Origin of the sequence: Photorhabdus aballayi, assembly GCF_026153155.1 — a bacterium.
Classification (GTDB): domain Bacteria; phylum Pseudomonadota; class Gammaproteobacteria; order Enterobacterales; family Enterobacteriaceae; genus Photorhabdus; species Photorhabdus luminescens.
The window spans coordinates 121,256-147,575 of the sequence record NZ_JAPFCD010000006.1 but is presented as its reverse complement, the minus strand read 5'-3'; the positions used below and the strand labels follow the sequence as shown (position 1 = coordinate 147,575).

Here is a 26,320-nt window from a genome sequence, read left to right as displayed (position 1 = left end):
ACTGATGGGTGGAGATATTTATGGCAATAACATGCTCCGATCTGTTGTGTATGGTCAGGCAGGGCGCAAAAGTTTTATCTGCCTTGAGCGGAGTGCTTGAAATAGAGTTAGCTAACCGCAGTTTGATATGTCTTGTTGAGTTGCCCCAGCAGAAGGGGCAATGCGTACTTGCCGTGTCTGCTTCCCACCGGCTTGATCCACATGTGCTGGCCTATGAAGAGACGGTTAAAAGGCATGGCTTTGTCTATCAAATTGTCACTTGTGGCATGGGGAACATATTGGAATTGTACCGCCTCAGTAAGGGCGAGAGTCATGGACTGGGAGGGACTGAATCGGATGTTCAGCGTTATATCATTCGCTTAATCGGTGAAGCCACTGAGGAACGCGCGTCGGATTTGCATATTGTCGCTCGCCGTAATTATTGTGAAATCCGTTGCCGGATCGATGGTTATTTGCGGCCAATAGGACAACTGCGGCCGGAAGAAGGGTTGCGATTATGTGCGACTATCTATCAAAGTATGTGCGACGTGGCAGAGCCGACTTTTAAACCGATGCAGGCGCAGCGCGCACGCATGAAGGATGAGTTCTTGGCCGAGTGCGGACTTTCTGGAGCGCGGATTAATACCCGTCCGCTTGATCGTGGCATGTTGATGGTGCTGCGATTGTTGTATGCGGACAGCCCCGGCACGGTGTGTACTTTAAGCGATCTCGGCTATTTGCCGGAACAGTGCCAGATACTGGAAGAACTCATGGACCATCGGGCCGGTGTGGTCCTTTTGTCTGGCGCGACCGGTAGCGGTAAGAGTACTACCTTGAAGATTGTGATGCAGAAGATGATAGCCGAGCAAGCGGGTATTCATCTGCTCACGCTTGAAGATCCGCCTGAATATGAAATTGAAGGGGCTAATCAATCCCCCATCACCGGCGATCGTGGCGATAGTCTGATTATCGAACAAGAATGGGCGATGGCGATTGCTGATGCAATGCGACTCGATCCCGATGTGATTATGGTCGGTGAGATTCGCGACGCAGTGACTGCAAAGATGACATTTCGTGCAGCCATGACCGGCCATCTTATTTGGACCACCATACATGCAAACGATGCTTTAGCGATCTTGCCCCGTTTGCAGGATGAGGCTGTGATGGAGTCGTTATTGATGGATTCGCGATTGGTGATTGGTTTGGTCAGTCAATCGCTGATTCAAGTGTTATGTCCTCATTGTAAAGTTCCCCTGCAAGGGCATGAGCAGGAAGTGTCAGAGCGTCTGCTGAAACGACTGAATCTTTATTGTCAGCCTAAATCGGTTTGTCTACAGGGCAAAGGTTGCGACTATTGCAAACAGTGCGGCACCGTGGGCCGAACGGTAGTCGCTGAAGTAATACGCACTTCCCCGGGTTTAATGCAAGCTTATCGAATAGGTCACCATCATGAAGCGACTCGATATTGGATCTCGGAGATGGGGGGATTAAGCAAGATCGACGCGCTTATTCGCAAAATAAATGATGGAATAATCGATCCCCGTGCCGCAGAACGAGTGATGGGGCCGATTATTCCTGCGATCCATCAAATAGAGTGAAACGATATGTCCATGACCGATTTTATTGCAAGACTGAACTATCGGATGGTGAAGATACAGTTCAGTAAGAAAGTGCGGGTCCGTTTCTATGAACATCTGATTATGATGTTAGAGAATCGTGTCATGCTGATTGATGCATTACGTGAAATGTACAATGTCGCCAGCGACGAAGGCCATAAACCTAACGGTAGTTATGCGTTGGTGTTGAGTAGTTGTTATGAAGCTGTGAGCCAGGGCAGCACGTTGGCAGAAAGTTTGCTGCAATGGATCGGTCCTAATGAGGTGGCGGTGATTGCCGCAGGTGAGCGTTCCGGTGATATCCGTAGCGCTTTCATGGATGCGATCGCCATGATCGACGCGAGTAGCAAAATTCGCCGTGCAGTCATCGGCGCATCTATTTATCCCGCAGTGCTCATTGGGATGATATGCGTATTGTTGCACATTGTGGCAGGCAATTTGGTGCCAAAATTGGCTGCGGTTTCCAAGCCGGAAACCTGGGATGGTGCGGCTTATACCTTGTATTTGATGGGAACATTTGTTAATGACTATGGGCTGTATTCTCTGATATTCCTGATGATATTGTTCATATTAGTGGCATTATCGTTGCCTTTTCTTGGCGGACGGTTACGAACGGAACTTGACCGGTTTCCACCGTGGTCACTCTACCGAACCATTCATGGCAGTATGTTCATACTGAATGTGTCGTTGTTGATCCGCTCAGGGATGATGCTGCAATCGGCGTTAGAATTATTGCTGGAACAGGCCGGTTCACGTTGGTTGTATGTGCGTATCGCCGCCACGCTTGAGCATATCTCAATGGGGGCCGGTTTCGGTGAGGCGTTGCGCGATACCGGGTACCGTTTTCCTGATAACGAGGCGATCAGTTATCTGCGGTTGTTGTCGCGGTTACAGGGGTTTGATCAATCAATGGCGAAGTTTGCACGGCACTGGTTGGATGAAACGATTGTTAAAGTGCAGATAGTGACCCGTGGGTTCCTGTTCGCTTCGATCCTCATGATCGGTGGTATGTTGATGCTGGTGGTTACGGCGGTATCTGGCATTGAAAATGCTATTGAGCAGTCGTTATCTATGCCGTCTGTTTAGCTGTAAAGTTCAATAGGCAATACTTAATATTGGGATTAACGATGAAAATCAGGCAGGACATTGAAGCTGGAACCCGCCAAAATTTTAGAATGCCATGCTGCACGATATTCGTCATCCTGCATCCACTCGTTATGCAGTTCTTTATGACTTACGAGTTTCATTAAGTACCTCCGCTAACCGCTTTTTGGCGAGTTCGATTTCTTTCGCTGGCGTCTTCTGTGACTTCTTGATGAAAACCCGGAGCATGATAATGGTATTGCCTTTGTGATATACCCAGATACCTCTGGCTATCCTCAGATTATTTTACATTTATTTAGTTCGACATGACCATTTAGAAGTGAAAATACAGAGAGATTAAGGCTTTTATATAAGCGGCGAGTTTAACATAATAAATAAATTTTTTAGTCAGAAAGTTAATGGCAAATTTTCATCGCTGGTTTAATTCATTCCTCATCTTGCTCAGATGTTTTTTCATTATCAAAAAAATCATTATCCGGATCGACCAACCGACTTTTAGAAAGTGAATCTAAAACGGTACTACCCAATTGGCTGTCAGTTACATTAGGAGATAAGATATGGTTGCCTCCTAAAGGGTATAAATGCAAAGCACGATAATCGGAATAACTTATTATGTGAATCTACCATATAAAATGGTAAATTAAATTAATTCATATCTTTTAAATTAAATAGATTTAAAAATATATAATTTCATAAATTTTTGTAGCCCGGATAATATGGAGTTAAGCCATTGTAAATTTGGCAAAAATCGACCAAATAATCCGGGCATGGATTTTTATTATATTTTTTAGACAAAGATATTCTGGCCGTTGCGATAGTAAATAATCGATTCTGCCTTATCAAGTCTTTATTTTTCAAAAAAGAAGTTCTCACTGGTTTACCAAAACCAGACCCCATTCTTGGGACGACGCAATATTACAGCAAATTCTTTGCTAATCGTTTATTCAAGTTATCTGGCGGTAAAGTGGAAGCCTCTTTATTGCGTACTACTAAAAGAATGTGTAGTACTTAATTTTATTTTTCCCTGGTGTTGCGCAGATTTTGTTATCGGGAATAGCACTCGCTTTATTGGCGGTAAAGTTTGTGCAACCCGAAGTACAGTTCGAAACAGTATTCGCTTGATCATTGAGCGATCGGCTGCATTTAGCGCGGTACGTAACGAAATATCAACGGCCTCATTAGCATATGTTCGCATTTGTTGTTCATAATCTGAAATCGCCTTGATTAACTCTTCATGACCAGAGGCTACGCGAGTCAGCGTCTGGGTAAGTAAAAGTGCGTCTCGAAGCGCTGTGTTGGCTCCCATTCCCACCATTGGCGTCATGTTGTGAATAGCGTCGCCGAGTAGGGTGACAGCGCTAGAACGCCAAGGTAAGAGATGATCCATACTGTGTAATCGAATCACAGAGATGTTTTCCATATCACTTTGCTTAATCAGGGTATGCAGGTTTGGGTCCCATGAAGCAATCCGGGAGCAGATCAGATCACACAGAGATTCCGCAGGAAAATCAGTAATCGTATTCGGATAGCTATTCGTTGCTGCTGCATAGGCCCACATGACGAAATCGCCAATTTCTGTCGATGTGGCCTTTACCCGGGTATTGACTGGAGCACGCCATAGAGAGACAAACAATCCACCAGGGCTTTTAGGCACGATATTGTTGGGCGAACCATCCAGCAAATAGGGAGGCAATGAGGCAGCAAGAGCTTGGGTAAGGCGCACACGCCCAACGGTGAGAGTGACGCCAATATCAAGCCTTTTTATCGCCGGGAGGTACTGTTTGCGTACTTTGGAATTGCTTCCATCCGCACCGATAAGAACATCAACATCTTCGTGACTTTTATCTGTGAAAAAAAGCCTGACTTTACCGTCTTGCATGTGTTCATAACGCTCGAACGTTTTGTTCCATTGCACGGTATCTGAGAGTCCCTCATTGAGTACTTCTATAAGTTCAGATCTGCTGATTGACATTCGATCTTCGGTAATGATTTCCCCATCTTCTTGGTGAATATCTCTCTGAGCTGCGAGAAGAAGATGCAGATGCTCATCATAGAATCTTGTCTGTCCGCCAACAGGCTTTGAAATCTTTTTAAAGGTTAGCCAGTTGGTTTCTGGGAGGCATTCCTGCATTGCTTGCTGGCCGAATGTATCGACGTAAATTCCATAACCAGGAAGTATGGATGACGTAGCAGAGCCTCGTTCATAGACTTTCACCTTTATTCCGTTTTTGCGCAAGCCATGTGCCAGGCATGCTCCTCCAATCCCTGAACCAATTATTCCAACGTTCATTTCTTTTTTCTCCATAAGTAGTACGATGTGATTCTGAAAGAATCATGGTGACTGTAGCTGGCTAGGACCATTTGATCACAGCCATCGGTTGTGTTACTGCTATAGTCTTAATAATAGTATACCGTACCGTTCGGTACCAATAAAAATTTAGGTTTTTTACATGACAAATACACCTAAAGCCCAAACAGATCACAAAAGAACCCGTTCGTACTCTAGAATTTCAGGAGAACGAGTTAACGAGCTGTTAAAAATTGCTGCTCAGGTATTTGCAGAACGGGGTTTTGATGGTGCCAGTATCAATGAGATGGCGAAACGTGCTAATGCTTCGAAGGGAACCTATTATAGTCGATTCCCTTCCAAAGAAGAGCTGTTAGTAGCCGTTGTTAAGCAGAGAATAGAAGAGGTTGAGGGCGATCTGGACAAGACCATGAATCCCGAACCAGATATTGGGAAAGCCTTAACAATTTTTGCAGAGGAAATTTTCACGGTAATTCTTTCTGAGGCCATGATTGCAAATTACCGGGTGGTCACTCTGGAAGCCCAACGTTTTCCGCAACTAGGTAAAATCTATTATGAAAAGGGAGTCAAAAAGATAGTCGATTTTCTTGTCGAATATCTGCTACGAAAGATGAAGGAGGGAAAATTGAACATAGTCGACCCGAAAATTTCCGCAGAGCTGTTTATCGATGGCATCATTGGTGCGCCAAGGCTTAAGGCTACTTTGGGTATTGGTTTGCCTACTCCAGAGGAGCAATCCCAGCGAATTGCCATCGCGGTTCAATCATTTCTCGCTGCATATGGTACTGCCTCATGTGATAGCACTTCTTCATCATGATAGTCGCGTTGTCGTAAATCGGAAATTATCGTAGGAATGGCGTTAAATTGGGGGCCTGCCTGTTATCAGGTAGGTCTCTCTGCTGAGTTAAGAAAGTGGTTTGCATACCCGTTATCTTTCAAGTTGCCTCTTTGTTGGCTGCACTCGCTCACCCCGGTCACATAGTTCTCTATGCTCCCGGGGATTCGCTCCCTGGCCGTCGCGATGCATCTTGAAATCCATAGGGTATATACTTTGAATATAGACGAGACGCTTTGGCGTCTTTTTTGCTCTTGTGTGCTGAATTGGCTGGCGATGACTTATTATATTTCCTTTGTAGATAAATAGTTTACAATGTAAATAACTTGTTGTTTTTCTTTGATTAGAGCCTGAATTTGTCATAATTAAAATTAACTCATGAAAATGTTCTGAAGATGGGTATGTTGATATGGTAAAAAGAGCGATAAAGCCACTGTGCATTTCGGTTATTTGTAGTACATCAATAGTAGCTGGATATGCTTTAGCTAAGCATCAGAGTAGGCTTATTGAAGGTGATATTCAAAATCTGCCAACAATGCAGGTTGAAAAAATATCTGAAACAACCACACCTGAACAAGTACAAATTCAAGCTGCTGCAATTTCAGAAACAGAACGTCGTGAAATGCTACGAAGCTGGATACCAGCACAAATTAAGCCTGTTTTCTTTAACCAATTGGTTAACTTGTATTCTTCCAATCAAATGCAACCTTTGTGGCAAGATGAAATCGCGGTTCAACGCTTTGAACAACAACTTTCAGAACTGGCATTGGCTGGGTTTCAGCCGCAATTCGGCCAATGGCTGACTGAACTCAATGATGGTCAATTGAGTCAGATGGGACGTGATCTGATCTTGTCGGATGCTATGCTAGGTTATTTACAATTTGTCTCAGATGTCGATCATCAGGGCCAAAGCTGGCTCTATCGCACTGTGTTATATAACAGCGCTACACCTTATAAAATTGCATTGCCTTCACCAGTCGTTATCGGTCAGTGGCAGCAAGCTATTATCGATCACAATATGGCCGCTTATATTGCAGCATTGGCGCCACAACATCCTCAATATGAAAATATGCGCAAGGAGATGATGAAACAACTGGCTGATGGTGAACCGTGGCCGCAGCTTTCTGATAAAAGTGCGCTAAAACCGGGGCAGAGTAGCTCTGATGTCGCTGTGTTGAGAGAAATACTTATTCGTATCGGGATGTTGAGCGAACTGACAACCCAATCAGATCATGTCTACGATCCTGAATTGGTGACTGCGGTAAAAAATTTCCAGCATTGGCAAGGGTTGGCGCCGGATGGCGTAATTGGTAAACGCACAAGAGATTGGCTAAATACTTCACCTCAAACTAGAGCTGGCTTGATAGCGCTTAATATCCAGCGCTTACGTATTATCCCAGGACATGTGTCCACAGGAATTATGGTCAATATTCCAGATTATTCATTGCATTATTATCTTAATGATCAGGAAGTGTTGAACTCGAAAGTGATCGTTGGTCGTCCAAGCCGTAAGACACCTATTATGAGTAGTGTACTGAATAATGTGGTGATTAACCCTCCCTGGAGTGTGCCAACTAGCCTGGCAAGAAAAGATATCGCACCACGGGGGGTTGATGATCCCGGATATTTTCAACGGGGAGGGTACGTTATCTTTTCAAATTGGCGTGCTGATGCCAGTGTAATCGACCCTTATACTATTGATTGGAATGTGATTACACCTGCTAACTTTCCTTATCGAATATGGCAAGCTCCGGGGCCGACTAACTCATTGGGCCGCTATAAATTTAATATGCCAAATTCGGATGCTATTTATTTGCATGATACGCCGAACCATAGCCTGTTTAACAAAGACATCCGAGCGATCAGCTCTGGTTGTGTACGGATTAACAAGGCTTCAGAATTAGCGAATATGTTATTGGAAGATGTGGGTTGGACTCAAAACAAAGTGACTAATACCGTGCAACAGGGCAATACCGTTTATGTTAACATCCCACAGCGTATCCCTGTTTATTTGTATTATTTAACTGCCTGGGTAGATGAACAGGGGGTTCCTCAGTATCGTACCGATATTTATGACTACGATAATAGTGTGAGGCAAGGTTCCCAGTTTTTGTCAAAGTTGTTACCTTTACAAAACTAAATGCAACTAATTCTTGTTATTAGTTGTCATATTCACCAGTGACCAGTGACCAGTGACCAGTGACCAGTTGCCTGGTGATTTATTTTTTCCATAATCTGAGTAGATGTTTCTTCATGGATATAATTGATCATAATCGCCGTAAGTGGCTTTGTGTGGGGGCTGCTACTTTAGGCTTGAGTTTTTTGCCGGGGCATGCTTTTGCGACTTTGACCACTCCACGCCCACGGATTTTACGTTTTGACAACTTACATACGGGGGAAACGATTAAAGCCGAATTTTTCGACGGCTATCGTTACAACAAAGAAGAGCTAGCCCGTTTGGATCATCTGTTTCGAGATTATCGTCAAAATAGAGTTAAGACTATCGATCCTAAATTATTTGATCAGATTTATTTGTTGCAAATGATGATGGGGATTAATAAACCTGTACAACTCATTTCTGGTTACCGTTCACTGGTGACCAACAATCAGTTGCGCAAGCAAAGTAAAGGCGTGGCTAGACAGAGTTACCATACTCACGGGCGGGCGATGGATTTTCATATTGAAGGTATTGAACTTAGTCGTATTTGCAAGGCTGCTCTAAAAATGAAAGCGGGAGGGGTAGGATACTATCCACACAGTAATTTCGTTCATATTGATACAGGTCCCGTCAGGACATGGTAATCTGGTGAGTAACTATTTTGTTTTGACTATGGAGTAAATGAAATAATGAAATACCAAATTATTCCTGTTACTGCTTTTATGCAGAATTGTACTCTTATTTGGAATGAAGAGAGTAAGGAAGCGGCAATTGTTGATCCGGGGGGGGAAGCAGAGAAGTTGATCGCCGAGATAGAACGCCGTGGTTTGAAATTGACCCAGATTTTATTGACTCATGGTCATTTTGACCATGTTGGGGCAACCACGGAAGTCGCTAAACATTTTAATGTGCCGATCTACGGGCCACAGCAGGAAGATGCTTTCTGGATTGAAGGTTTGCAAGCTCAAAGTCGAATGTTTGGCATTGAAGAATGCCCATCATTTGAACCTGATCGCTGGTTAAATGAAGGTGATGAGCTACGGGTAGGGGGCGTTGATTTATCTGTATTGCACTGTCCAGGGCATACGCCAGGGCATGTTGTGTTTGTAAATCATGAAGATAAGCTGATTTATATGGGAGATGTTCTGTTTAAAGGGGGAGTTGGGCGTAGTGACTTCCCACGCGGTAATCACCAGCAGTTAATTAACTCAATTAAAGATAAACTTCTGCCGCTTGGTGATGATTATGAATTTATTCCAGGGCACGGGCCAATGTCGACGCTAGGTTATGAGCGGCAGACTAATCCATTTTTACAGGATGAAGTACCAGGTTGGTGATGTGGTGTAGCGTTTATATGCAATAAGTGTCAATTTGAGGGCTGGCTGATAGTTGTTTGATGGCAACTATAACTGATTGGAGACTTCAATCAGATTTTGATCCGGATCACGAAAATAGACGGACATAATAGCTCCGTTTGCTCCGGTACGTTTAACCGGCCCTTCAAGGATTTCAACTTCATGTTGCTGTAGATGTTGAATAATCTCATCCATAGGCAATAGGCTGATAAAGCATAAATCAGCAGAACCGGGCAGTGGCGTTTGAGCTTTAGGTTCAAATTCCCGCCCATATTCATGTAGATTAATTTTTTGGTTACCAAATGACAGCGCGATACGGCTTTCACTGAAAGTCACAATCGACATACCAAGAACGCGTTGATAAAAATGGCTACTGGTTTCAAGGTCTTTAACTGTCAACACCAGATGATCAAGCCGTTCTATTTTCATTTTGATGCACTCAATAAGATTAATATCGCAATTGTGTCGGATGACGAATCTTCTGAATGATAAAAGCCGCTGAAATTCAGCGACTTTTTCATAAGGCAAATATAGTAAGGTAAATATTAACTAGAGTACCGCAACAATGGCTTCACACAGTGGAGCCATGTTTTCCAACGTCAAGCCAGCGACGTTAATACGACCGGAACTGACAGCGTATATACCAAACTCCTCACGCAGACGTTCTACTTGCTCTTTTGTCAGGCCACTGAATGAGAACATACCATTTTGGCTACTAATAAAGTTGAAATCCTGTTTTGCCCCTTTTTCCTGCAAGGTATTGACAAGCAGTTGACGCATACGCTGGATACGTTCGCGCATGGTGGTTAGTTCTTGTTCCCAAGCCGCTTTCAGATCTTCATTTGACAAAATGGTGGTGACAACAGATGCACCATGAGAAGGTGGGTTGGAATAGTTGGCTCGGATGATCGCTTTAGCTTGGCTGAACGCTTTTTCTGCTGTATCGCTGTTACTAGCAACAATGGTACAGGCACCGACACGTTCATTGTATAGGCCAAAGTTTTTAGAGTAAGAACTGGCAACAATCAGTTCATTATGATTTTTCGCAAAAATACGTAGACCTTCTGCATCTTCATTCAGGCCCTTGGCAAATCCTTGATAAGCGAAATCAAAAATAGGCAACCAGCCTTTCTCCGCGGACATTTCTGCCAGCTTAGCCCATTGCGCCGGGGTTGGATCGATACCTGTCGGATTATGGCAGCAGCCGTGGAACAGAACAACATCTCCTGCCTGAGCTCCAGACAGGCTTGCTAGCATGTTTTCGAAATTCAACGCGTGTTTTTCAGCGTCATAGTATTGATATTCACAAACTTCCAGGCCTGCGGCGGAAAAAACGTTTTTATGGTTTGGCCAGGTTGGGTTGCTAATCCAAACGCGTTTAGCATTAGTCTGTTTGGCAATGAAATCCGCAGCAATACGTAAAGCGCCTGTACCGCCTGGGCTTTGTGCTGTGCGGGCGCGTTTATCTGTGACGACTGGATGATCTTTGCCAAACAGTAATTCTTGAGTTACGCGGCCAAATTCGGCTAAGCCGCTAATCGGCAGATAATTCTTTGTTGTTTCGTTTTCCAGTAAATATTGTTCAGCTTTTTTAACACTGGTCAGAACAGGGGTTTTTCCTGTTTCATCTTTATAGACACCGATACCAAGGTTGATTTTATTTGTACGAGGATCAGAACGGAAACTATCGGCTAAGCCAAGAATAGGGTCGGCAGGCGCTGCGGTAATTTTCTCAAACATGTTTGTAATTCCAAAGCTCAGGTTAAGCCCAAAAGGGTAGTCAGGTTAACGTTGCTAAAACAGTTTGCCAACTATTTGTCGTAAAAAGAAGATAATCTTGTGAGGCAGCTTGCGGAGTGAGAAAAAGTTGGAGTAGTAGAGAGAAAACGTAAGACAAAAAAAGCAGCACATAAGCGCTGCTTTCTCTTAATGATGTTTAACTTGTTTAGCTAAATCTAATTTACCAACGGTAATTAGAATTGGTAAATCATACCTACGCCAACAACGTTGTCAGTGCTGATACCTGTTGCTTTGGTGAATTCATTCTTATCCAGCAGGTTGATTTTGTAATCAACATAGGTAGTCAAGTTTTTGTTGAAGTAGTAGTAACTACCAACAGAGACATATTTCACCAGATCGCGACTGTCGGATTCTTTCCCATCATGATCAATGTCGCCGAACAGATTTTTACCTTTGGACTGAACGTATGCCAGAGATGGACGTAATCCGAAGTCGAACTGATATTGGGCGGTCAATTCGATGTTCTGGGTTTTGTTAGCAATGCTTTCCCAGTTTACACCATCAACTTTTCCACCAAAACGAGTCATGTTACGGGTTTCACCGTACATGGCAGCCAAGTAGATGTTGTTAGCATCGTATTTAACACCAATGTTCCATGCTTCAGCGCGATCACCTAAGGCAGTAGAGCCAGTAGGTTTGTCTTTGCCTTTTTCTTCAATAACGCTAAAAGTAGTCTTTTGCGCAGAAGTACGGGCAGAGTTAGAGTATGCGCCACCGACGCTGATACCGTAACCTACGTCATAGGTTGCAGCAAAACCGTAACCATCACCATTGTCCTTACGGTTGATACGGCCGTTAGCAGTGTTTTCACTATTTTCACCCTGATATTGCAGAGCAAAGTTCAGGCCATCAACTAAACCGAAGAAATCGGTATTGCGGTAAGTCAACAGACCAGTAGAACGGCCAGTCATGAAGTTATCAGTCTGCGCCATTGAGTCGCCGCCGAATACTGGCAACACGTCGGTCCAAGCGTTGACTTCATAAACTACACCGTAGTTACGGCCATAGTTCATTGAACCGTAGTCGGACAGTTTCAAACCAGCGAAAGCCAGACGAGTTTTAGTTTCTTCGTCAGTACCTTCTGCACGGTTACCTTTGATATTGTATTCCCAACGGCCAAAACCGGTCAGTTGGTCATTAACTTGAGTTTCGCCTTTGATACCCAGACGGGCGAAGGTGTTATCGCCATCTTCGCCGCTTTTGTTGTTAGCGAATTTGTGCTGGACTTCAACTTTACCGTACAGATCCAGTTTGTTGCCGTCTTTGTTATAAATCTCAGCCGCGTTTGCTGCGCCAGCAGCTAACAGAGCTGGAATTACTACTGCAAGAACATTGCGTTTCATCATTATTATTACCCTCATTGGTGTTATTCGGACACCTGCCACTGCCAAAAATAATTCTTTAAAAATTTACGGAACTATTTGTGAGAGTTTAGTGTCGTCTGTTTCGCTGTCAAGTGTTTCATTGGTTGTTATTTTTATCCACTCACAAAATGCTATAAAAAAGAAAATTTAGTAAAAATGTGAAACAAAGTGTTTCAAAATGTAAATAAGAGATTGTTTTTTGAGCTCTGGTTGGTCCAGTTGATCAAAAAAGTGAAAAATGAATCGCAGTCAGGGGCGGAAAAGAATTACCTGTTGATCTTAATAAAAAGAGTAAAATATGGTGTTTATTTCATCAATAATGTTTTTTATATGTAACTTACTGATATGCTTGTCGATGTGTTATATACCATTTTTTAACAGATACCTAATAATGATTATTCTTGAAAAAAGTAGCGCTCACTTTTAAGTGAGCACCATAAACATGTTAATTGGAGCTCCTGTTAACCTACCTGGTTGTTAGAATTGATATACCAAACCTATACCCACTGCGTTATTCGTGTTGACATCCAAGTGTTTGGTGTAGAAGTTGTCATGGACTAAGTTGATTTTATAATCAACATAGGTGGATAAATTTTTGTTAAAGTTATAATAAGAACCAATAGAGATATATTTTACCCAGTTCTGATGAGTGAAAAAAGTTGTTCCTCTGGATTGAACATATGCCAGAGATGGACGCAGGCCAGAATCAAACTGATATTGGGCAGTTAATTCGATATTGCGGGTTTTTGCGGAGACGAAGTCTTGGTAGCCGAAAGAGGTCATATTGTGAGTTTCGCCATACATGGCAGCCAGATATAGGTTGTTTGCATCATATTTGGCTCCGACGTTCCATGCTTCAGCTCTTTCACCGCGAGCGACGGATGTAACGAGCCTTTCATGTGTAATAGGGCGGTCGGCATTGGAGTAGGCTCCCCCTACGCTGATACCATTGCCGATATCATAAGTAACAGAGAGGCCGAAGCCGTCACCATTACTACCGCCATTGGGCTTAATGCTATCACCGCGTTTACGAATTGAATTGCGGCCGTTTTTGCTGTCTTCGTCGTTCTTACCTTGGTATTGCAGGGCGAAGTTCAGACCATCAACCAAGCCGAAGAAATCCGTATTGCGATAAGTCAAGACACCGGTAGCACGGTTAGTCATGTAGGTGTCAGCTTGCGACATGGAGTCAGCACCGAATACTGGCAATACGTCGGTCCAGGCATTGACGTCATAAAGAACACCGTAATTACGACCGTAATCCAGAGAACCATATTTAGCCCACTTTAGACCAGCGAAGCCCAGACGGGTTTGATTGCCTGCGGAATCGTTTGCTTCAGCTTTGTTAGCCTGAATATTGTATTCCCAACGACCATAACCCGTTAATTGGTCATTGATTTGGGTTTCACCTCTGAAACCCAAACGAATGTAGCTTGCATCGCCATCTTCACTATAGATAGGGTATTTATCTGATCTTTGGGTAATTTTAGAGAATTGATGACGCGCATCAACTTTGCCATAGAGATCCAGTTTATTACCGTTTTTGTTATAAATTTCAGTGGCATTTGCTACACCAGCAGTCAACAGCGCTGGGATGACCACGGAAAGGATACTACCCTTCATTATTGTTACCTTCATTTAATTACAATCGTTAATTACCATCATTGGCGTTATTCGGACATTTGTTACTGACAGAAATAATTCCTCTAAGAAACTCGTTGAAATTATTTATGAAAATATCGTTCCGTCCGAGTCGGGGCACAGTTTTTCACTAGTCGTGGATTTTATCCATCATTAAATTGATACAAAGTGAAGGTTTTTGTAATAAAGTGAAAATAATATATTGCAAAATGTAAATGAAATAGAATTTTTGATCGTGTGTTGAATTGGGAGGATAAAAAAAGCCAGCTTTTGCTGGCCTTATACATAATAATTTTTTAATGTTTGTTTTACGCAATCATTAGAAATTTGCACTTCTTGGTGTGCGAGGGAATGGGATGACATCACGTACATTTGGGACACCAGTCACGTAAGCAACCAAGCGTTCAAAGCCCAACCCGAATCCAGAGTGAGGTACAGTGCCATAACGACGGAGATCACGGTACCACCAGTAATCTTCTTTATTAAGCCCCATCTCTTCCATACGTTTATCCAGCATATCCAGACGCTCTTCACGCTGTGAGCCACCGATAATTTCGCCAATGCCTGGTGCAAGTACATCCATTGCCGCGACAGTCTTACCGTCGTCGTTCATTCGCATATAGAAGGCTTTAATATCTTTTGGATAGTTTTTCACGACAACCGGAGCTTGGAAATGTTTCTCTGCCAGATAACGTTCATGTTCTGAAGAGAGGTCAACTCCCCAGAAAACTGGGTTTTCAAATTCCTGGCCACAGTTTTGCAGAATTTCAACGGCATCGGTGTAATCAATTTGAGCAAAGTCAGAATTAATAAATTTTTCCAAGCGGGTGATAACATCTTTATCTACGCGTTCAGCGAAGAATTGCAGATCATCAGAGCGCTCTGCCAGCGCAGCTTTGAAAACATATTTCAGCATATTTTCAGCCAATGAGGCGGCATCATCGAGGTTGGCGAAAGCGATCTCTGGTTCAAGCATCCAGAATTCTGCCAGATGGCGGCTGGTATTAGAGTTTTCAGCACGGAAAGTCGGACCGAATGTGTAAACTTTACTTAATGCACAAGCGTATGCTTCACCGTTCAACTGGCCGGATACGGTCAGAAAAGCTTCACGGCCGAAAAAATCTTGGTTGAAATCCACTTCACCTTTGTCAGTTAAAGGCAGATTTTGCAGATCTAGCGTAGAGACGCGGAACATTTCGCCGGCGCCTTCTGTATCAGCGGCTGTGATCAACGGAGTGGAAACCCAGAAGTAACCATTTTCATGGAAGAAACGGTGTAATGCCTGAGCAAGGGTATGACGCATACGAGCAACGGCGCCAATCAGGTTAGTGCGTGGACGCAGGTGAGCTACTTCGCGCAGGTATTCAATGCTGTGGCGTTTAGCGGCCATTGGATAGGTGTCAGGATCTTCAACCATGCCGATCACCACGACTTGGGTCGCTTGTAGTTCAAAACTCTGCCCTTGACCAGGGGAAGCAACGACTGTCCCTGTCACTTCGACAGAACAACCCGTAGTTAAGTTTAGAACTTCATTTTGATAATTAGGCAAATTATTATTAACGACGGCCTGTAATGGATTAAAGCAGGAACCGTCATAGACGGCGAGGAAAGAGATGCCAGCTTTAGAATCTCTCCTTGTACGTATCCAGCCGCGAACGGTGACTTCGCTATCAACCGCAACCCGGCCTTGCAGTACGTCGACTACAGGCGCTACGCTCATAGATTTCTCTCTTCTTTATCAGTTCAAGTTTATGAAAATGAATATCCCCATAAGGGGAGACTTATTCTATGTTACTTGCCTTGTTTTAAGAAACAAGGGGAAATCATCAATTTAAATAGTGAAATAGTAGGGAAATAGCGCTTTTTAGATGTGCTGCTGTCTTATCTGCCAGCAGCACAATAGTATTTTTTAATGAAATTTGAGTTAACAAGCTTGTTTAACTTGGGGGATATCAAAAGCGGCGCGTAGCCTGTTGACAAACTCGTTATCTTCACAAATGGTTTTGCCGGGGCTGTCTGAAAGCTTTGCGACTGGTTTGCCATTACACTCAACAAGTTTGATGACGATATTCAGTGGATTAACCCCTGGAATATTACAGGTGAGCTGTGTACCGATACCGAAAATTAGGTTTATTCTGTTGTGGAAATGACGATAGAGCGCTAGCGCTTTTTGGAAATCTAAGCTGTCAGAGAACACCAGCGTTTTCGTCATTGGGTCGATACCTAGTTTTTGATAGTGGGCGAGCGCTTTCTCGCCCCATTGAACGGGATCGCCCGAATCATGGCGTAAGCCTTGATAACTTTTGGCGAACTGAGCATCAAAGTCCCGCAGGAAAGCGTCCATTGTAATGCAGTCAGTCAAGGCAATACCTAGCTGGTTAGGATATTCTTTCAGCCAACTTTGTAATGCTTCTCGTTGACTGCTAGCCAGATCTGGGCTGATTTGCTGATGAGCTTGAAACCACTCATGCGCCTGTGTACCAACCGGAGGGAGTCCAAGCTGTTGTGCAAGTTGATAATTGCTAGTGCCAATCAGATAAGGGAAATGCTGTTGCAGTTCACTGACGATAGCGTGTTGCACACAGTGTGAGAAACGCCGACGTGTACCGAAATCCATCAGTTTGAAACTGGAAAGATCAATTCCTTCACTTTCAGCATCTTGATAAAACAGTTTGATCAACTTGCGTAGCTGATTAACTGCATTTTCCACTGCATTATCTGGTGAGCGATAGCGATGAACTAATTCGCTAATTAGCGCCAATAATGGAACTTCCCACATAATGACTTCATGCCATAATCCTGAAATACGGATGGCTAATTGGCCGCCATCTGTAACAGAAATATTGACTTGCTGTGGGTTAAAACGAAAAGTTTTTAACCAATCCAGATAATCAGCCTTAAAAAAAGGCAGACTGGAAAGGTAATTAAATTCAGCATCGGTTAGTGCCAGATCAGCCATCATATTAACTTGATAGCGTAATTCTGTGGCATATTCGCCTAGTAGTTCATCGCCGCGGCAGCGAAACTCTGCAACAACAGGCATGTGACTGTAGCGGTGATATACTGCTTGTTGCATATGAAGTTTATAAGCGTCAGTATCAAGCAGTGATTTTATAATTGGGGTAGCGTCTAGTGTCATAGCGCGTTATGCATCCTCACGGAGCGTATTTTCGTATTAGCTAAATCGATAAAGTTGGAAGAGTATACCGGGATTATTTTGTTATTGAAGTCACATAACATCATATAGTTCACCAAAATATCGAAGCTAAACAGGGCCTTTGGTCAAATGTTATCATGTTATTTGATCATTAGGTGATGACAAGCACCAAAGAATAAACATATTCCTCACACAATATCATACTCGTTCTTAATGAATGTTTAACATCAGAAGGTGCGTTATTCACTCTTGAAATTTAACCTCTTTCTATGGCAGCGTAAGGCTTAGTATTGAATTAATTCCATCAGGCATGAAACAAAAAGGTTTCTTATGACACAACAGCGACAAGCTAAGTACCGCCGGGATTATCGCGCTCCCGACTATACGATTTCTGATATTGAACTCGATTTTAATCTTGATGCCGATAACACAGAAGTTACTGCAATTAGCCAGATAAAACGTCTGAGCCACGAAATAACACCATTAGTATTGGATGGTGAAGGCTTGACACTGAAAAGCCTTCATGTGGATGGTCAACCGTGGGTCCATTACCGTGAACAGGAGCGAGCGCTGATCATTGAGCAGTTGCCGGCTCAGTTCACTTTGCAGATTGTCAATGAGATTCATCCATCGAAAAATACGGCGCTGGAAGGTTTGTATGTTTCTGGTGATGCGCTTTGTACCCAGTGTGAATCAGCAGGGTTCCGCCACATTACTTACTATCTCGATCGCCCTGATGTATTGGCTCGTTTTACAACACGTATCACAGCCGATAAAGCCAGGTATCCGTATTTGCTTTCAAACGGTAACCGGGTTGAGCAGGGAGAAACTGATGATGGGCGTCATTGGGTGAAATGGCAAGATCCATTCCCAAAACCTTGTTATCTGTTTGCTCTGGTCGCGGGTGATTTTGATGTGTTGCGCGACACATTTACGACGCGCAGCGGCCGTGAAGTTGCATTGGAACTGTTTGTTGATCGTGGCAATCTTGATCGGGCTGATTGGGCAATGACTTCCCTGAAAAATTCTATGAAGTGGGATGAAACCCGTTTTGGCCTTGAATATGACCTCGATATTTATATGATTGTCGCGGTAGATTTCTTTAATATGGGCGCTATGGAGAATAAAGGGCTGAATGTCTTTAACTCCAAATATGTGTTGGCAAAATCTGAAACTGCGACTGATAAAGATTACCTTGGTATAGAAGCTGTGATCGGCCACGAATATTTCCATAACTGGACCGGGAATCGCATTACTTGTCGCGATTGGTTCCAACTGAGCTTAAAAGAGGGATTGACGGTATTCCGTGATCAGGAATTTAGCTCCGATCTTGGTTCTCGCTCTGTTAATCGCATTAATAATGTGCGTGTTATGCGTTCGGCGCAGTTTGCGGAAGATGCCAGCCCAATGGCCCATCCAATTCGCCCGGATAAAGTGATTGAGATGAATAATTTCTATACCCTGACTGTGTATGAGAAGGGCTCGGAAGTTATTCGTATGATTCATACCTTGCTAGGGGAAGAGCAATTCCAGGCAGGGATGCAGCTTTATATTCATCGCCATGATGGTAGTGCTGCAACATGTGATGATTTTGTTCAGGCAATGGAAGATGCGTCAAATGTTGATTTGTCGCTTTTCCGTCGTTGGTATAGCCAGTCTGGTACACCGATACTGACAGTTCGCGATGAATATGATGCAGAAAAGCAGCAATATAAGTTGCATGTCAGTCAGATGACGCCACCTACTGCCGATCAAAAAGAGAAACAGCCCCTGCATATTCCTCTGGATATTGAGCTCTATGACAGCAAAGGTCATGTGATTCCGCTGCGTTATGATGGTCAACCGGTTCATCATGTACTGAATGTGACCAATGCAGAGCAGACATTTGTATTTGATGATGTGCCATCACTGCCGGTTCCCTCTTTATTACGGGAATTCTCAGCACCCGTGAAATTGGATTACAAGTTCAGCGATCAGCAATTAGCATTTCTGATGAAACACGCCCGCAATGCGTTTTCACGTTGGGATGCGGCTCAGTCGCTGATGGCAAACTATATCAAACTGAATGTTGTCCGTTATCAGCAGAAGCAACCGATAGAACTGCCAATGCATGTAGTGGATGCTTTCCGCGCAGTGCTATTGGATAAAGATATTGATCCGGCTCTGGCTGCTCACATTCTGACTTTACCATCAGAAAGTGAGATAGCGGAATTGTTTACGATCATCGATCCTAAAGCGATTCATGAAGTTCTGGATGCCATCACCCGTATTTTGGCCCAAGAAATGGCTGATGAGTTTGCGGTGGTTTATAACGCTATCAATATCGGTGCATACCGCGTCGCTCATCAGGATATTGCTAAGCGTTCTCTGCGTAATATCTGCCTCTATTATCTGGCTTTTGGCGATCAAGAGCAGGCTGATAAAGTGGTATCAAATCAATATCATCAATCTGACAATATGACCGATGCATTGGCGGCATTATCTGGCGCGGTGCTGGCGGGGTTGCCTTGCTGTGATCAACTCATGACGGAATTTGATGATCGATGGCATCAGGATGGTCTGGTGATGGATAAATGGTTTAGCTTACAAGCAAGTAGCCCGGCGGCAGATGTTCTGGCTAATGTGCGTAATCTTCTGAATCATCGTTCATTCAGTATCAGTAACCCAAACCGAGTGCGTGCTCTGATTGGAACATTTGTTAATAATCCAGTTGCATTCCACGCTGAAAATGGCAGTGGTTATCAATTCCTGGTAGAAATTTTGACTGATCTTAACAGCCGTAACCCACAGGTTGCTTCCCGTTTGATTGAGCCGCTGATTCGCCTGAAACGTTATGATGAAAAACGTCAAAACATGATGCGTAGTGCGTTGGAACAGTTGAAAGAATTGGAAAATCTGTCTGGTGATCTGTTTGAAAAAATTACCAAGGCATTAGAAAGCTGATAACTATTTATTTATCGGGCTAATGGTTATTGGCCCGATATTATTTCTGACTTATTTTTCCGGATAATAAATTTCTTCACTTATTATGGATATACATACAGCAGTTAAGGCACTTAAAGCGTCTGGTTTTAATGATGAGCAGTCTGAAAAAATCGTTGAAGTTATTACAGAACTGCAAAACATAAGCGTTGTTACCAAAGCAGATCTGACTGTTGCTACTGAGAGCATTAAAACCGATATTGGTACTATAAAAATAGATTTAGATTGGATTAAGAAACTGGCATTAGCAGTTGGTATTGCTGTTGTTACTGTGGCATTGAAATACATTTTTATTGGTTGATGCTTGATACTTCATTGGTCTGCTCCCCTTTGAGTTGTTCCGAGAGAAGAAGAGTATCTTGGGCAAGAAATGCCAACGCTTATAGTTACAGTGTATTCTTGATATACCAATATATTCTCCCGATTTTCACTCGCAACATATGGGAAAGATTTGTTCCTAATTAGCATATTTCTGTAGATTCAGCCCATGTTATTCGGTTACCCTACTTGCCGAAATATTTTGGCGGTTAAAGATGCGCGTTTTTTAGCTCAAAAACCTCCAAGTGGTACATGAATGTGTATAGAAACGTGTGTAGTTTAATGTTTATAAATTAATTAATGGGTTTAGAATTATGTACTACCCACTAGTCAGGAAAGCGTTGTTCCAGCTTGATCCGGAACGGGCGCACGAATTAACCTTCCGTCAGCTCAAGCGTATTACCGGTAGTCCTTTCGAGTTTCTTATCCACCAGTCAGTTGCGACAAAACCTGTTACTTGTATGGGGCTGTCATTTAAAAATCCCCTTGGTCTGGCTGCCGGCCTTGATAAAGATGGCGATTGTATTGATGCATTTGGTGCAATGGGATTTGGTTTTATTGAAATTGGCACTGTAACCCCACGTGCTCAGGCAGGAAATGATAAACCGAGATTATTCCGTATCGTTGAAGCAGAAGGGTTAATTAACCGTATGGGCTTCAATAATCTTGGTGTTGATAACCTGGTAGAGAATGTCAAAAAGGCAAAATATGGCGGGGTGATTGGGATCAATATTGGCAAGAATAAAGATACACCAGTAGAGCATGGAAAAGATGATTATTTAATCTGCATGGATAAAGTTTATCCTCACGCGGGTTATATCACGATTAATATCTCTTCGCCTAACACACCTGGTTTAAGAACGCTGCAATACGGCGAAGCGCTGGATGATCTATTATCGGCGATTAAAAATAAACAGAGTGAACTTCAGCAAAAATATCAGAAATATGTCCCTGTTGCGGTAAAGATCGCGCCGGATCTTTCTCAAGAAGAGTTGATTCAAATTGCAGATAGTTTAATTCGTCATAATATTGATGGCGCTATTGCCACTAATACAACGTTAGACAAGAGATTAGTTGAAGGACTTAACTATTGCCAACAAGCTGGTGGGTTAAGTGGGCGACCGGTTCAATTACGTAGTACAGAAATCATTTGCCAACTCTCTCAGGAATTAAGAGGTAAAATTCCCATTATCGGTGTTGGCGGAATAGATTCACTTGTCTCCGCCAGAGAAAAAATAGCGGCAGGGGCTTCCTTAATACAGATTTTCTCTGGATTTATCTATCATGGTCCAAAATTAATCAAAGATATCGTCAATCATATCTAAATCTTGCTGTTAATTTATCATTGGGGGTTTATTTTTGCCCCCAACTCGTCTATATTCGCTCTGATCATCTAAATTTTATCTGTATCTTCGCATGTCTTTTAATTATGGCAGGGCTTATTTCACTGAATAGCGGACAAGTTATTTACAATCTGTTTAGCGATGTAAGTTTTTCTGGCATAAAAGGATAACTCATGAACATTAAACCCGATGACCAATGGCGCTGGTATTTTGATACTGACCATGACCGTGTGATGCTTGATCTGTCTAATGGTATGGTTTTTCGTTCCTGTTTTCCTGCGAAGATGCTGATACCCTATGCAATGGGAGAAACTTCGTTTTCTGTAGAAGATGCGACGCTTTATTATTGTTTTGAAGAACAGACACGCCGAATTAATATTTCAGATGAATCCAGGGCTGAATTAATTCTTAATGCGTTAGTGGCTTTTCGCTTTATTAAGCCACAGATGCCAAGGAGCTGGTATTTTTCCCGTTTTGCCATGATAGAAAAGCCAGTGCAAGGAGAGCTGATTCAGGTACGGCTCCAGGATTGTGGGGCAGACGCTATATTCTTGGTAGTAGAGGCAGGGGATAGTGCAAGCCTTTGTCTGCTAGCTCAACCGCAATTAACGTTATCTGATCGGGCAATGAATTTTTGCGATCCAATTAAGATTATGAATGATCGATTGATGCCATTTGTGGAACCAGTTTGTATGCCAATTTATGGCACTGCGGTTTGATTTGGGTTTAAGATCTCATCGTTCCGTGATTTCCAAGAGTTAAGCCGCTTTTTGAAAATAGAACGACGAATCAGAAGATAATCACTGTTTTTAATTGAGAGAATTGTTCTTTATCATCTGAGGAAATTTTATCACATTCACATCTTTCCATCTGATTATGAGTAAGTCACTTTTTTTCTTGGGTTCTAAAATTTCCTGTTGGCTATTATCACAGAAATTTACCTATTATAGTAATAGCTATAGCTTACTCATTTGAAGTTGGTGTGAAAAATATATAAGCAGTATTTTAATAATTCCCTCCCCTCTGGATAGCATTAGCTTCGAGATGGGGAGGAGAGATAATGAAGTTAATTAGCACGATTTTCGAGGATTAATTGTTCTGCGTGATGAGATATTGCTGCCAATGCGTCGTGACTAGCGTAGTCGTCTTGGACGATTTGCGCCCGTTGTTTAAATAAATTTGTACGCAGCATATTTTCCACGGTTTGCTTAAGCTGAGATTCTGTCGGTTGTGCTGTATCCAGATTAATACCGCATCCAGCCCATACGACACGAAACGCTGTTTCCTGCTTACCTTCTCCTGTATCGGCAATGAGCACTGGTGTTCCGTGGTTGAGGGCGTAATTAATGGTTCCATAACCCCCGTTGGATATTAGCAATGAAGCTTTTGGCAGCCAGTGCTCAAATGAGATAAATTCTTCGATACATGCGTTGTCAGGTATGTTCTCTGGCTGTATTTCTACTGAACTACCACCGGTGGTTGCTAATACACGCACAGGTAATGTAGCTAGTGCACGCAATGTGGGGAAAATTAACTGGTTTAGATCAGTATTAGACATGGTGCCTTGAGTCACTATAACCAATGGGCGTGGATCATCTTCTTCCCATAATTGAAGTGATTCTGTTATCGGAGCGGGATTGGGGAGGGGGCCAATAAAATGGACTGTATCAGGCAATTCTTCTCGTGGGTACTCAAATGCCAAGGTTGAAAGTTGCAAAAAGCGATCAGGACCCAAAATGACTTCGTCATTGAAAAATCTAGTTAACGTAGCGCATCCTGACTGAGTTAATGCGTCATTGAAGCTATCCTGAACTTCGGTTATTAATTGTCGTGTTTCCTCATCTACGAGTTGTTCATGTGTCAACTCTGATGGTAGTAATGCGGGGGGAATACGTGGCCCCCAGAAAATTGAATCTTTCGAAGAGTAAGCCAGAGGCGTTATACCAATTATGATCACGGGAAGACGATGAGCTTTTTCTTTTTGCAGCAGTGGCAATATGCCATAGAAACAGTTCTCGGCGATAAGTAGTTCTGCTTGCTGTTCATGGATGATTTGTTGTAGTTGGCGGTCAAGGAAGGGGATTGGAGTACAGAAGAAATCTTTAAACGCTAGCGCCATTTGCAGATTTCCCGGAGGAAGATGCGCTCGGTCAGGAAAACGTTGTTTTAAGTGGCGGTAATCAAAGTCTATCTGCTCATCAAAAGGGATAAATTGTGCATTTAAAGCCTCTACTTGTTGGCGAAATAATGCGCCAGTGAAGACAGTTACCTGATGTCCTTGTGCTATCAGTGATTGAGTTACCTTTAACATCGGATAGACATGCCCGGGTGTTGCAACCGCGGCAATGACAATTCGTGCCATAACTTGCTCCTTTGTACTGTTTTGATTTAATTACGCTAACTAGCTCCTAATTCAGAGTGTGATCATTTCATGACTACTGTTACAAATTCATTGTAGTAATAATAATTTGTTATGACAATAATCACGGTAGTTTATTTTTTTATGAAGTTATGAAATATGCCGATTTCCTCCCCCTGTTAGTCTGTGTTAGCGCTAAAGCGGAGGGAGGTATCTAGAGCTTAGTTACTGCGGCTTTATTCAAAAATTAATTGTTCTACGTGATGGGATATTGCGGCTAATGCATCATGTTTTGCGTAATCTTTTTGGACAATTTGCGCACGTTGTTTAAACAAATCGGTACTCAGCATATTTTCCACGGTTTGCTTAAGTTGAGATTCAGTAGGATGTGCTGTATCCAGATTAGTACCGCATCCAGCCCATACAACACGAAAAGCGGCTTCCTGCTTGCCTTCACCTGCATCTGCAATGAGTAACGGTGTCCCGTGACTAAGAGCATAATTGATGGTTCCATAACCCCCGTTGGATATTAGCAATGAAGCTTTTGGTAGCCAGTGCTCAAATGAAATAAATTCTTCAATGTGCGCGTTTTCGGGTAGATCTTTACTCAGTGTTTCTACCGATCTGCCGCCGGTGGTTGCCAATATACGTATCGGTAATGTTGCCAGTGCATGCAATGTGGGGAGAATCAACTGATTTAAATCGGTATTTGAGATAGTACCCTGAGTAACTATAACTAATGGACGTGGATCATCTTCTTCCCATAACTGAGGTGATTCTGTTGTCGGTGCAGGGTTGGGGAGGGGCCCAATAAAATGGACTGTATCAGGCAATCCTTCTCGTGGGTATTCAAATGCCAGAGTTGAGAGTTGCAAAAAGCGATCAGCGCTGAGAATCACTTCATCGTTGAAAGGTCTGGTTAACGTAGAGCTTCCTGACTGAATTAATGCGTCATTGAAGCTATCCTGAACTTCGGCTATGAGCTGCTGGTTGGTTTCATCTACGAGTTGTTCATGTGTCAATTCTGGTGGTAATACCGCAGGTGGGATACGTGGTCCCCAGAAAATTGAATCTTTTGAGGAATAGGCCAGAGGAGTTATGCCAGTAACTATTATTGGCAGGCGATGGGCTTTTTCTTCTTGCAGCAGAGGTAATATGCCGTAAAAACAGTTTTCGGCTATCAGTAATTCCGCTTGTTGTTCACGAATGATTTGTCGCAGTTGATGGTCGAGCAATGGGATTGGGGCGGAGAAGAAGTTCTTGAATGCCAGCGCCATTTGTACATTTCCCGGAGGAAGTTGAGCGCGGTCGGGGAAATGCTGTTCTAAGTGGCGGTAGTCAAAATCTACCTGTTCATCAAAAGGGACAAATTGCGCGTTTATAGCTTCTACCTGTTGGCGAAATAACGCACCGGTGAATACGGTTATTTGGTGTCCCTGTGCTATCAGTGATTGAGCAACCTTCAACATCGGATAGACATGTCCGGGGGTTGCGACCGCCGCAATGACAATACGTGCCATGACTTACTCCTTTTGTATTTTGGTTGAGCTGTTTTAGCTCTTGATTATTAGAGTGTAATCATTTTATGACAGTAATCGTAAATTCATTATGGTAATAATTAATTCATTATTGAAATAATCAACGGAATTGATTTTTTGATGAAATTATGAAACATGGTTAATTGGTTTCTTCCATTTTAGGCATTTTAGGCTACAGGGTGTTCCGTATTGATGTGAATACTGCATCCAGTCCATCCTATGCGGAAGGTGATTTCCTGCCTTCCTTCTCCTGAATCTGAGAGGAATCCGTGGTTCAGGACATAATTAACTGTTCTGTAACCGCCATTGGTTATTAGTAATGAAGATCCCGTCAAATGAGATAAATTCCTCAATGCAGTCATATCGTTAGCGTAGGATTACTAAGAGCTATAGCAGAATTGATGTGATTCCCGATAAACCAACGTGCCAATTTATGGCACGGTAGTTTGATTCTAATTTAAAG

At 42.9% G+C, this 26,320-nt stretch carries 20 protein-coding genes and 2 pseudogenes; 10 read left to right on the top strand and 12 right to left on the bottom strand.

Annotation, left to right across the window (positions count from 1 at the left end):
* Positions 1 to 20 precede the first annotated feature (20 nt).
* Together OO184_RS05520 and OO184_RS05515 are read left to right on the top strand one after the other, a co-directional pair.
* Positions 21 to 1,577 (top strand): GspE/PulE family protein, encoded by a 1,557-nt coding sequence (locus tag OO184_RS05520; RefSeq protein ID WP_265378319.1) that lies wholly within the window; start codon positions 21 to 23, stop codon positions 1,575 to 1,577.
* Positions 1,578 to 1,583: 6 nt separating this feature from the next.
* Positions 1,584 to 2,681, top strand: a complete 1,098-nt coding sequence (locus tag OO184_RS05515) for a type II secretion system F family protein (RefSeq protein ID WP_265378318.1) — start codon at positions 1,584 to 1,586, stop codon at positions 2,679 to 2,681.
* A gap of 83 nt (positions 2,682 to 2,764) precedes the next feature.
* On the opposite strand, the pseudogene OO184_RS05510 reads toward OO184_RS05515, so the two are convergent.
* The 4 genes and pseudogenes from OO184_RS05510 to OO184_RS05495 form a co-directional block, all read right to left on the bottom strand.
* Positions 2,765 to 2,842: pseudogene (locus OO184_RS05510) on the bottom strand (helix-turn-helix domain-containing protein); the annotation flags it as partial.
* A pseudogene (locus tag OO184_RS05505) lies at positions 2,823 to 2,972 on the bottom strand (type II toxin-antitoxin system RelE/ParE family toxin); the annotation flags it as partial. The pseudogenes OO184_RS05505 and OO184_RS05510, both read right to left, overlap by 20 nt.
* 152 nt (positions 2,973 to 3,124) lie before the next feature.
* A complete protein-coding gene (locus tag OO184_RS05500; RefSeq protein WP_265378346.1) occupies positions 3,125 to 3,310 on the bottom strand; it encodes a contact-dependent growth inhibition system immunity protein in 186 nt (61 codons plus the stop codon).
* Positions 3,311 to 3,675: 365 nt separating this feature from the next.
* Positions 3,676 to 4,989: an FAD-dependent oxidoreductase gene (locus tag OO184_RS05495; RefSeq protein WP_265378317.1), complete on the bottom strand. Its 1,314-nt coding sequence runs from the start codon at positions 4,987 to 4,989 to the stop codon at positions 3,676 to 3,678.
* 160 nt (positions 4,990 to 5,149) lie between these two features.
* On the opposite strand from OO184_RS05495, the gene OO184_RS05490 reads away from it, so the two are divergent.
* The 4 genes from OO184_RS05490 to OO184_RS05475 all read left to right on the top strand — a co-directional run bounded on the left by OO184_RS05490 (position 5,150) and on the right by OO184_RS05475 (position 9,337).
* Positions 5,150 to 5,824 (top strand): TetR/AcrR family transcriptional regulator, encoded by a 675-nt coding sequence (locus OO184_RS05490; protein ID WP_265378316.1) that lies wholly within the window; start codon positions 5,150 to 5,152, stop codon positions 5,822 to 5,824.
* 427 nt (positions 5,825 to 6,251) lie between these two features.
* Positions 6,252 to 7,982: a L,D-transpeptidase LdtD gene (locus OO184_RS05485; RefSeq protein WP_265378315.1), complete on the top strand. Its 1,731-nt coding sequence runs from the start codon at positions 6,252 to 6,254 to the stop codon at positions 7,980 to 7,982.
* A 113-nt stretch (positions 7,983 to 8,095) separates the two neighbouring features.
* The gene (gene mepK / locus OO184_RS05480; protein ID WP_265378314.1) at positions 8,096 to 8,644 is read left to right on the top strand and encodes a peptidoglycan L,D-endopeptidase MepK; all 549 of its coding nucleotides are present in this window, start codon (positions 8,096 to 8,098) and stop codon (positions 8,642 to 8,644) included.
* 45 nt (positions 8,645 to 8,689) lie between these two features.
* Positions 8,690 to 9,337 (top strand): MBL fold metallo-hydrolase, encoded by a 648-nt coding sequence (locus OO184_RS05475; protein ID WP_265378313.1) that lies wholly within the window; start codon positions 8,690 to 8,692, stop codon positions 9,335 to 9,337.
* A gap of 66 nt (positions 9,338 to 9,403) precedes the next feature.
* Here OO184_RS05475 and OO184_RS05470 read toward each other — a convergent pair whose 3' ends face one another.
* From OO184_RS05470 to pncB, 6 genes are all read right to left on the bottom strand, one after another.
* Positions 9,404 to 9,784: a VOC family protein gene (locus OO184_RS05470; RefSeq protein ID WP_265378312.1), complete on the bottom strand. Its 381-nt coding sequence runs from the start codon at positions 9,782 to 9,784 to the stop codon at positions 9,404 to 9,406.
* A 120-nt stretch (positions 9,785 to 9,904) separates the two neighbouring features.
* A complete protein-coding gene (locus OO184_RS05465; protein WP_265378311.1) occupies positions 9,905 to 11,095 on the bottom strand; it encodes an amino acid aminotransferase in 1,191 nt (396 codons plus the stop codon).
* A 233-nt stretch (positions 11,096 to 11,328) separates the two neighbouring features.
* Positions 11,329 to 12,501 (bottom strand): porin OmpC, encoded by a 1,173-nt coding sequence (ompC, locus tag OO184_RS05460; RefSeq protein WP_283256226.1) that lies wholly within the window; start codon positions 12,499 to 12,501, stop codon positions 11,329 to 11,331.
* Positions 12,502 to 12,996: 495 nt separating this feature from the next.
* Positions 12,997 to 14,142 carry a porin gene (locus tag OO184_RS05455; RefSeq protein WP_265378310.1) on the bottom strand — a complete coding sequence of 382 codons (1,146 nt, stop codon included), beginning with the start codon at positions 14,140 to 14,142 and terminating at the stop codon, positions 12,997 to 12,999.
* A 337-nt stretch (positions 14,143 to 14,479) separates the two neighbouring features.
* Positions 14,480 to 15,880: an asparagine--tRNA ligase gene (asnS, locus tag OO184_RS05450; RefSeq protein WP_265378309.1), complete on the bottom strand. Its 1,401-nt coding sequence runs from the start codon at positions 15,878 to 15,880 to the stop codon at positions 14,480 to 14,482.
* A gap of 204 nt (positions 15,881 to 16,084) precedes the next feature.
* Entirely contained in the window at positions 16,085 to 17,299 is a 1,215-nt protein-coding gene (gene pncB / locus OO184_RS05445; RefSeq protein WP_265378308.1) for a nicotinate phosphoribosyltransferase, read from the bottom strand.
* A 348-nt stretch (positions 17,300 to 17,647) separates the two neighbouring features.
* On the opposite strand from pncB, the gene pepN reads away from it, so the two are divergent.
* The 4 genes from pepN to OO184_RS05425 all read left to right on the top strand — a co-directional run bounded on the left by pepN (position 17,648) and on the right by OO184_RS05425 (position 22,679).
* Positions 17,648 to 20,260 carry an aminopeptidase N gene (gene pepN / locus OO184_RS05440; RefSeq protein WP_265378307.1) on the top strand — a complete coding sequence of 871 codons (2,613 nt, stop codon included), beginning with the start codon at positions 17,648 to 17,650 and terminating at the stop codon, positions 20,258 to 20,260.
* 85 nt (positions 20,261 to 20,345) lie between these two features.
* Positions 20,346 to 20,600 carry a CCDC90 family protein gene (locus tag OO184_RS05435; protein ID WP_265378306.1) on the top strand — a complete coding sequence of 85 codons (255 nt, stop codon included), beginning with the start codon at positions 20,346 to 20,348 and terminating at the stop codon, positions 20,598 to 20,600.
* 331 nt (positions 20,601 to 20,931) lie between these two features.
* Positions 20,932 to 21,942 carry a quinone-dependent dihydroorotate dehydrogenase gene (gene pyrD / locus OO184_RS05430; protein WP_265378305.1) on the top strand — a complete coding sequence of 337 codons (1,011 nt, stop codon included), beginning with the start codon at positions 20,932 to 20,934 and terminating at the stop codon, positions 21,940 to 21,942.
* A gap of 191 nt (positions 21,943 to 22,133) precedes the next feature.
* Complete coding sequence (locus OO184_RS05425; RefSeq protein WP_265378304.1) at positions 22,134 to 22,679, top strand: cell division protein ZapC; 546 nt, start codon at positions 22,134 to 22,136, stop codon at positions 22,677 to 22,679.
* Positions 22,680 to 23,026: 347 nt separating this feature from the next.
* Here OO184_RS05425 and OO184_RS05420 read toward each other — a convergent pair whose 3' ends face one another.
* Together OO184_RS05420 and OO184_RS05415 are read right to left on the bottom strand one after the other, a co-directional pair.
* The gene (locus tag OO184_RS05420; protein WP_265378303.1) at positions 23,027 to 24,322 is read right to left on the bottom strand and encodes a glycosyltransferase; all 1,296 of its coding nucleotides are present in this window, start codon (positions 24,320 to 24,322) and stop codon (positions 23,027 to 23,029) included.
* Between the two features lie 233 nt (positions 24,323 to 24,555).
* The gene (locus OO184_RS05415; RefSeq protein WP_265378302.1) at positions 24,556 to 25,839 is read right to left on the bottom strand and encodes a glycosyltransferase; all 1,284 of its coding nucleotides are present in this window, start codon (positions 25,837 to 25,839) and stop codon (positions 24,556 to 24,558) included.
* Positions 25,840 to 26,320: the final 481 nt, after the last annotated feature.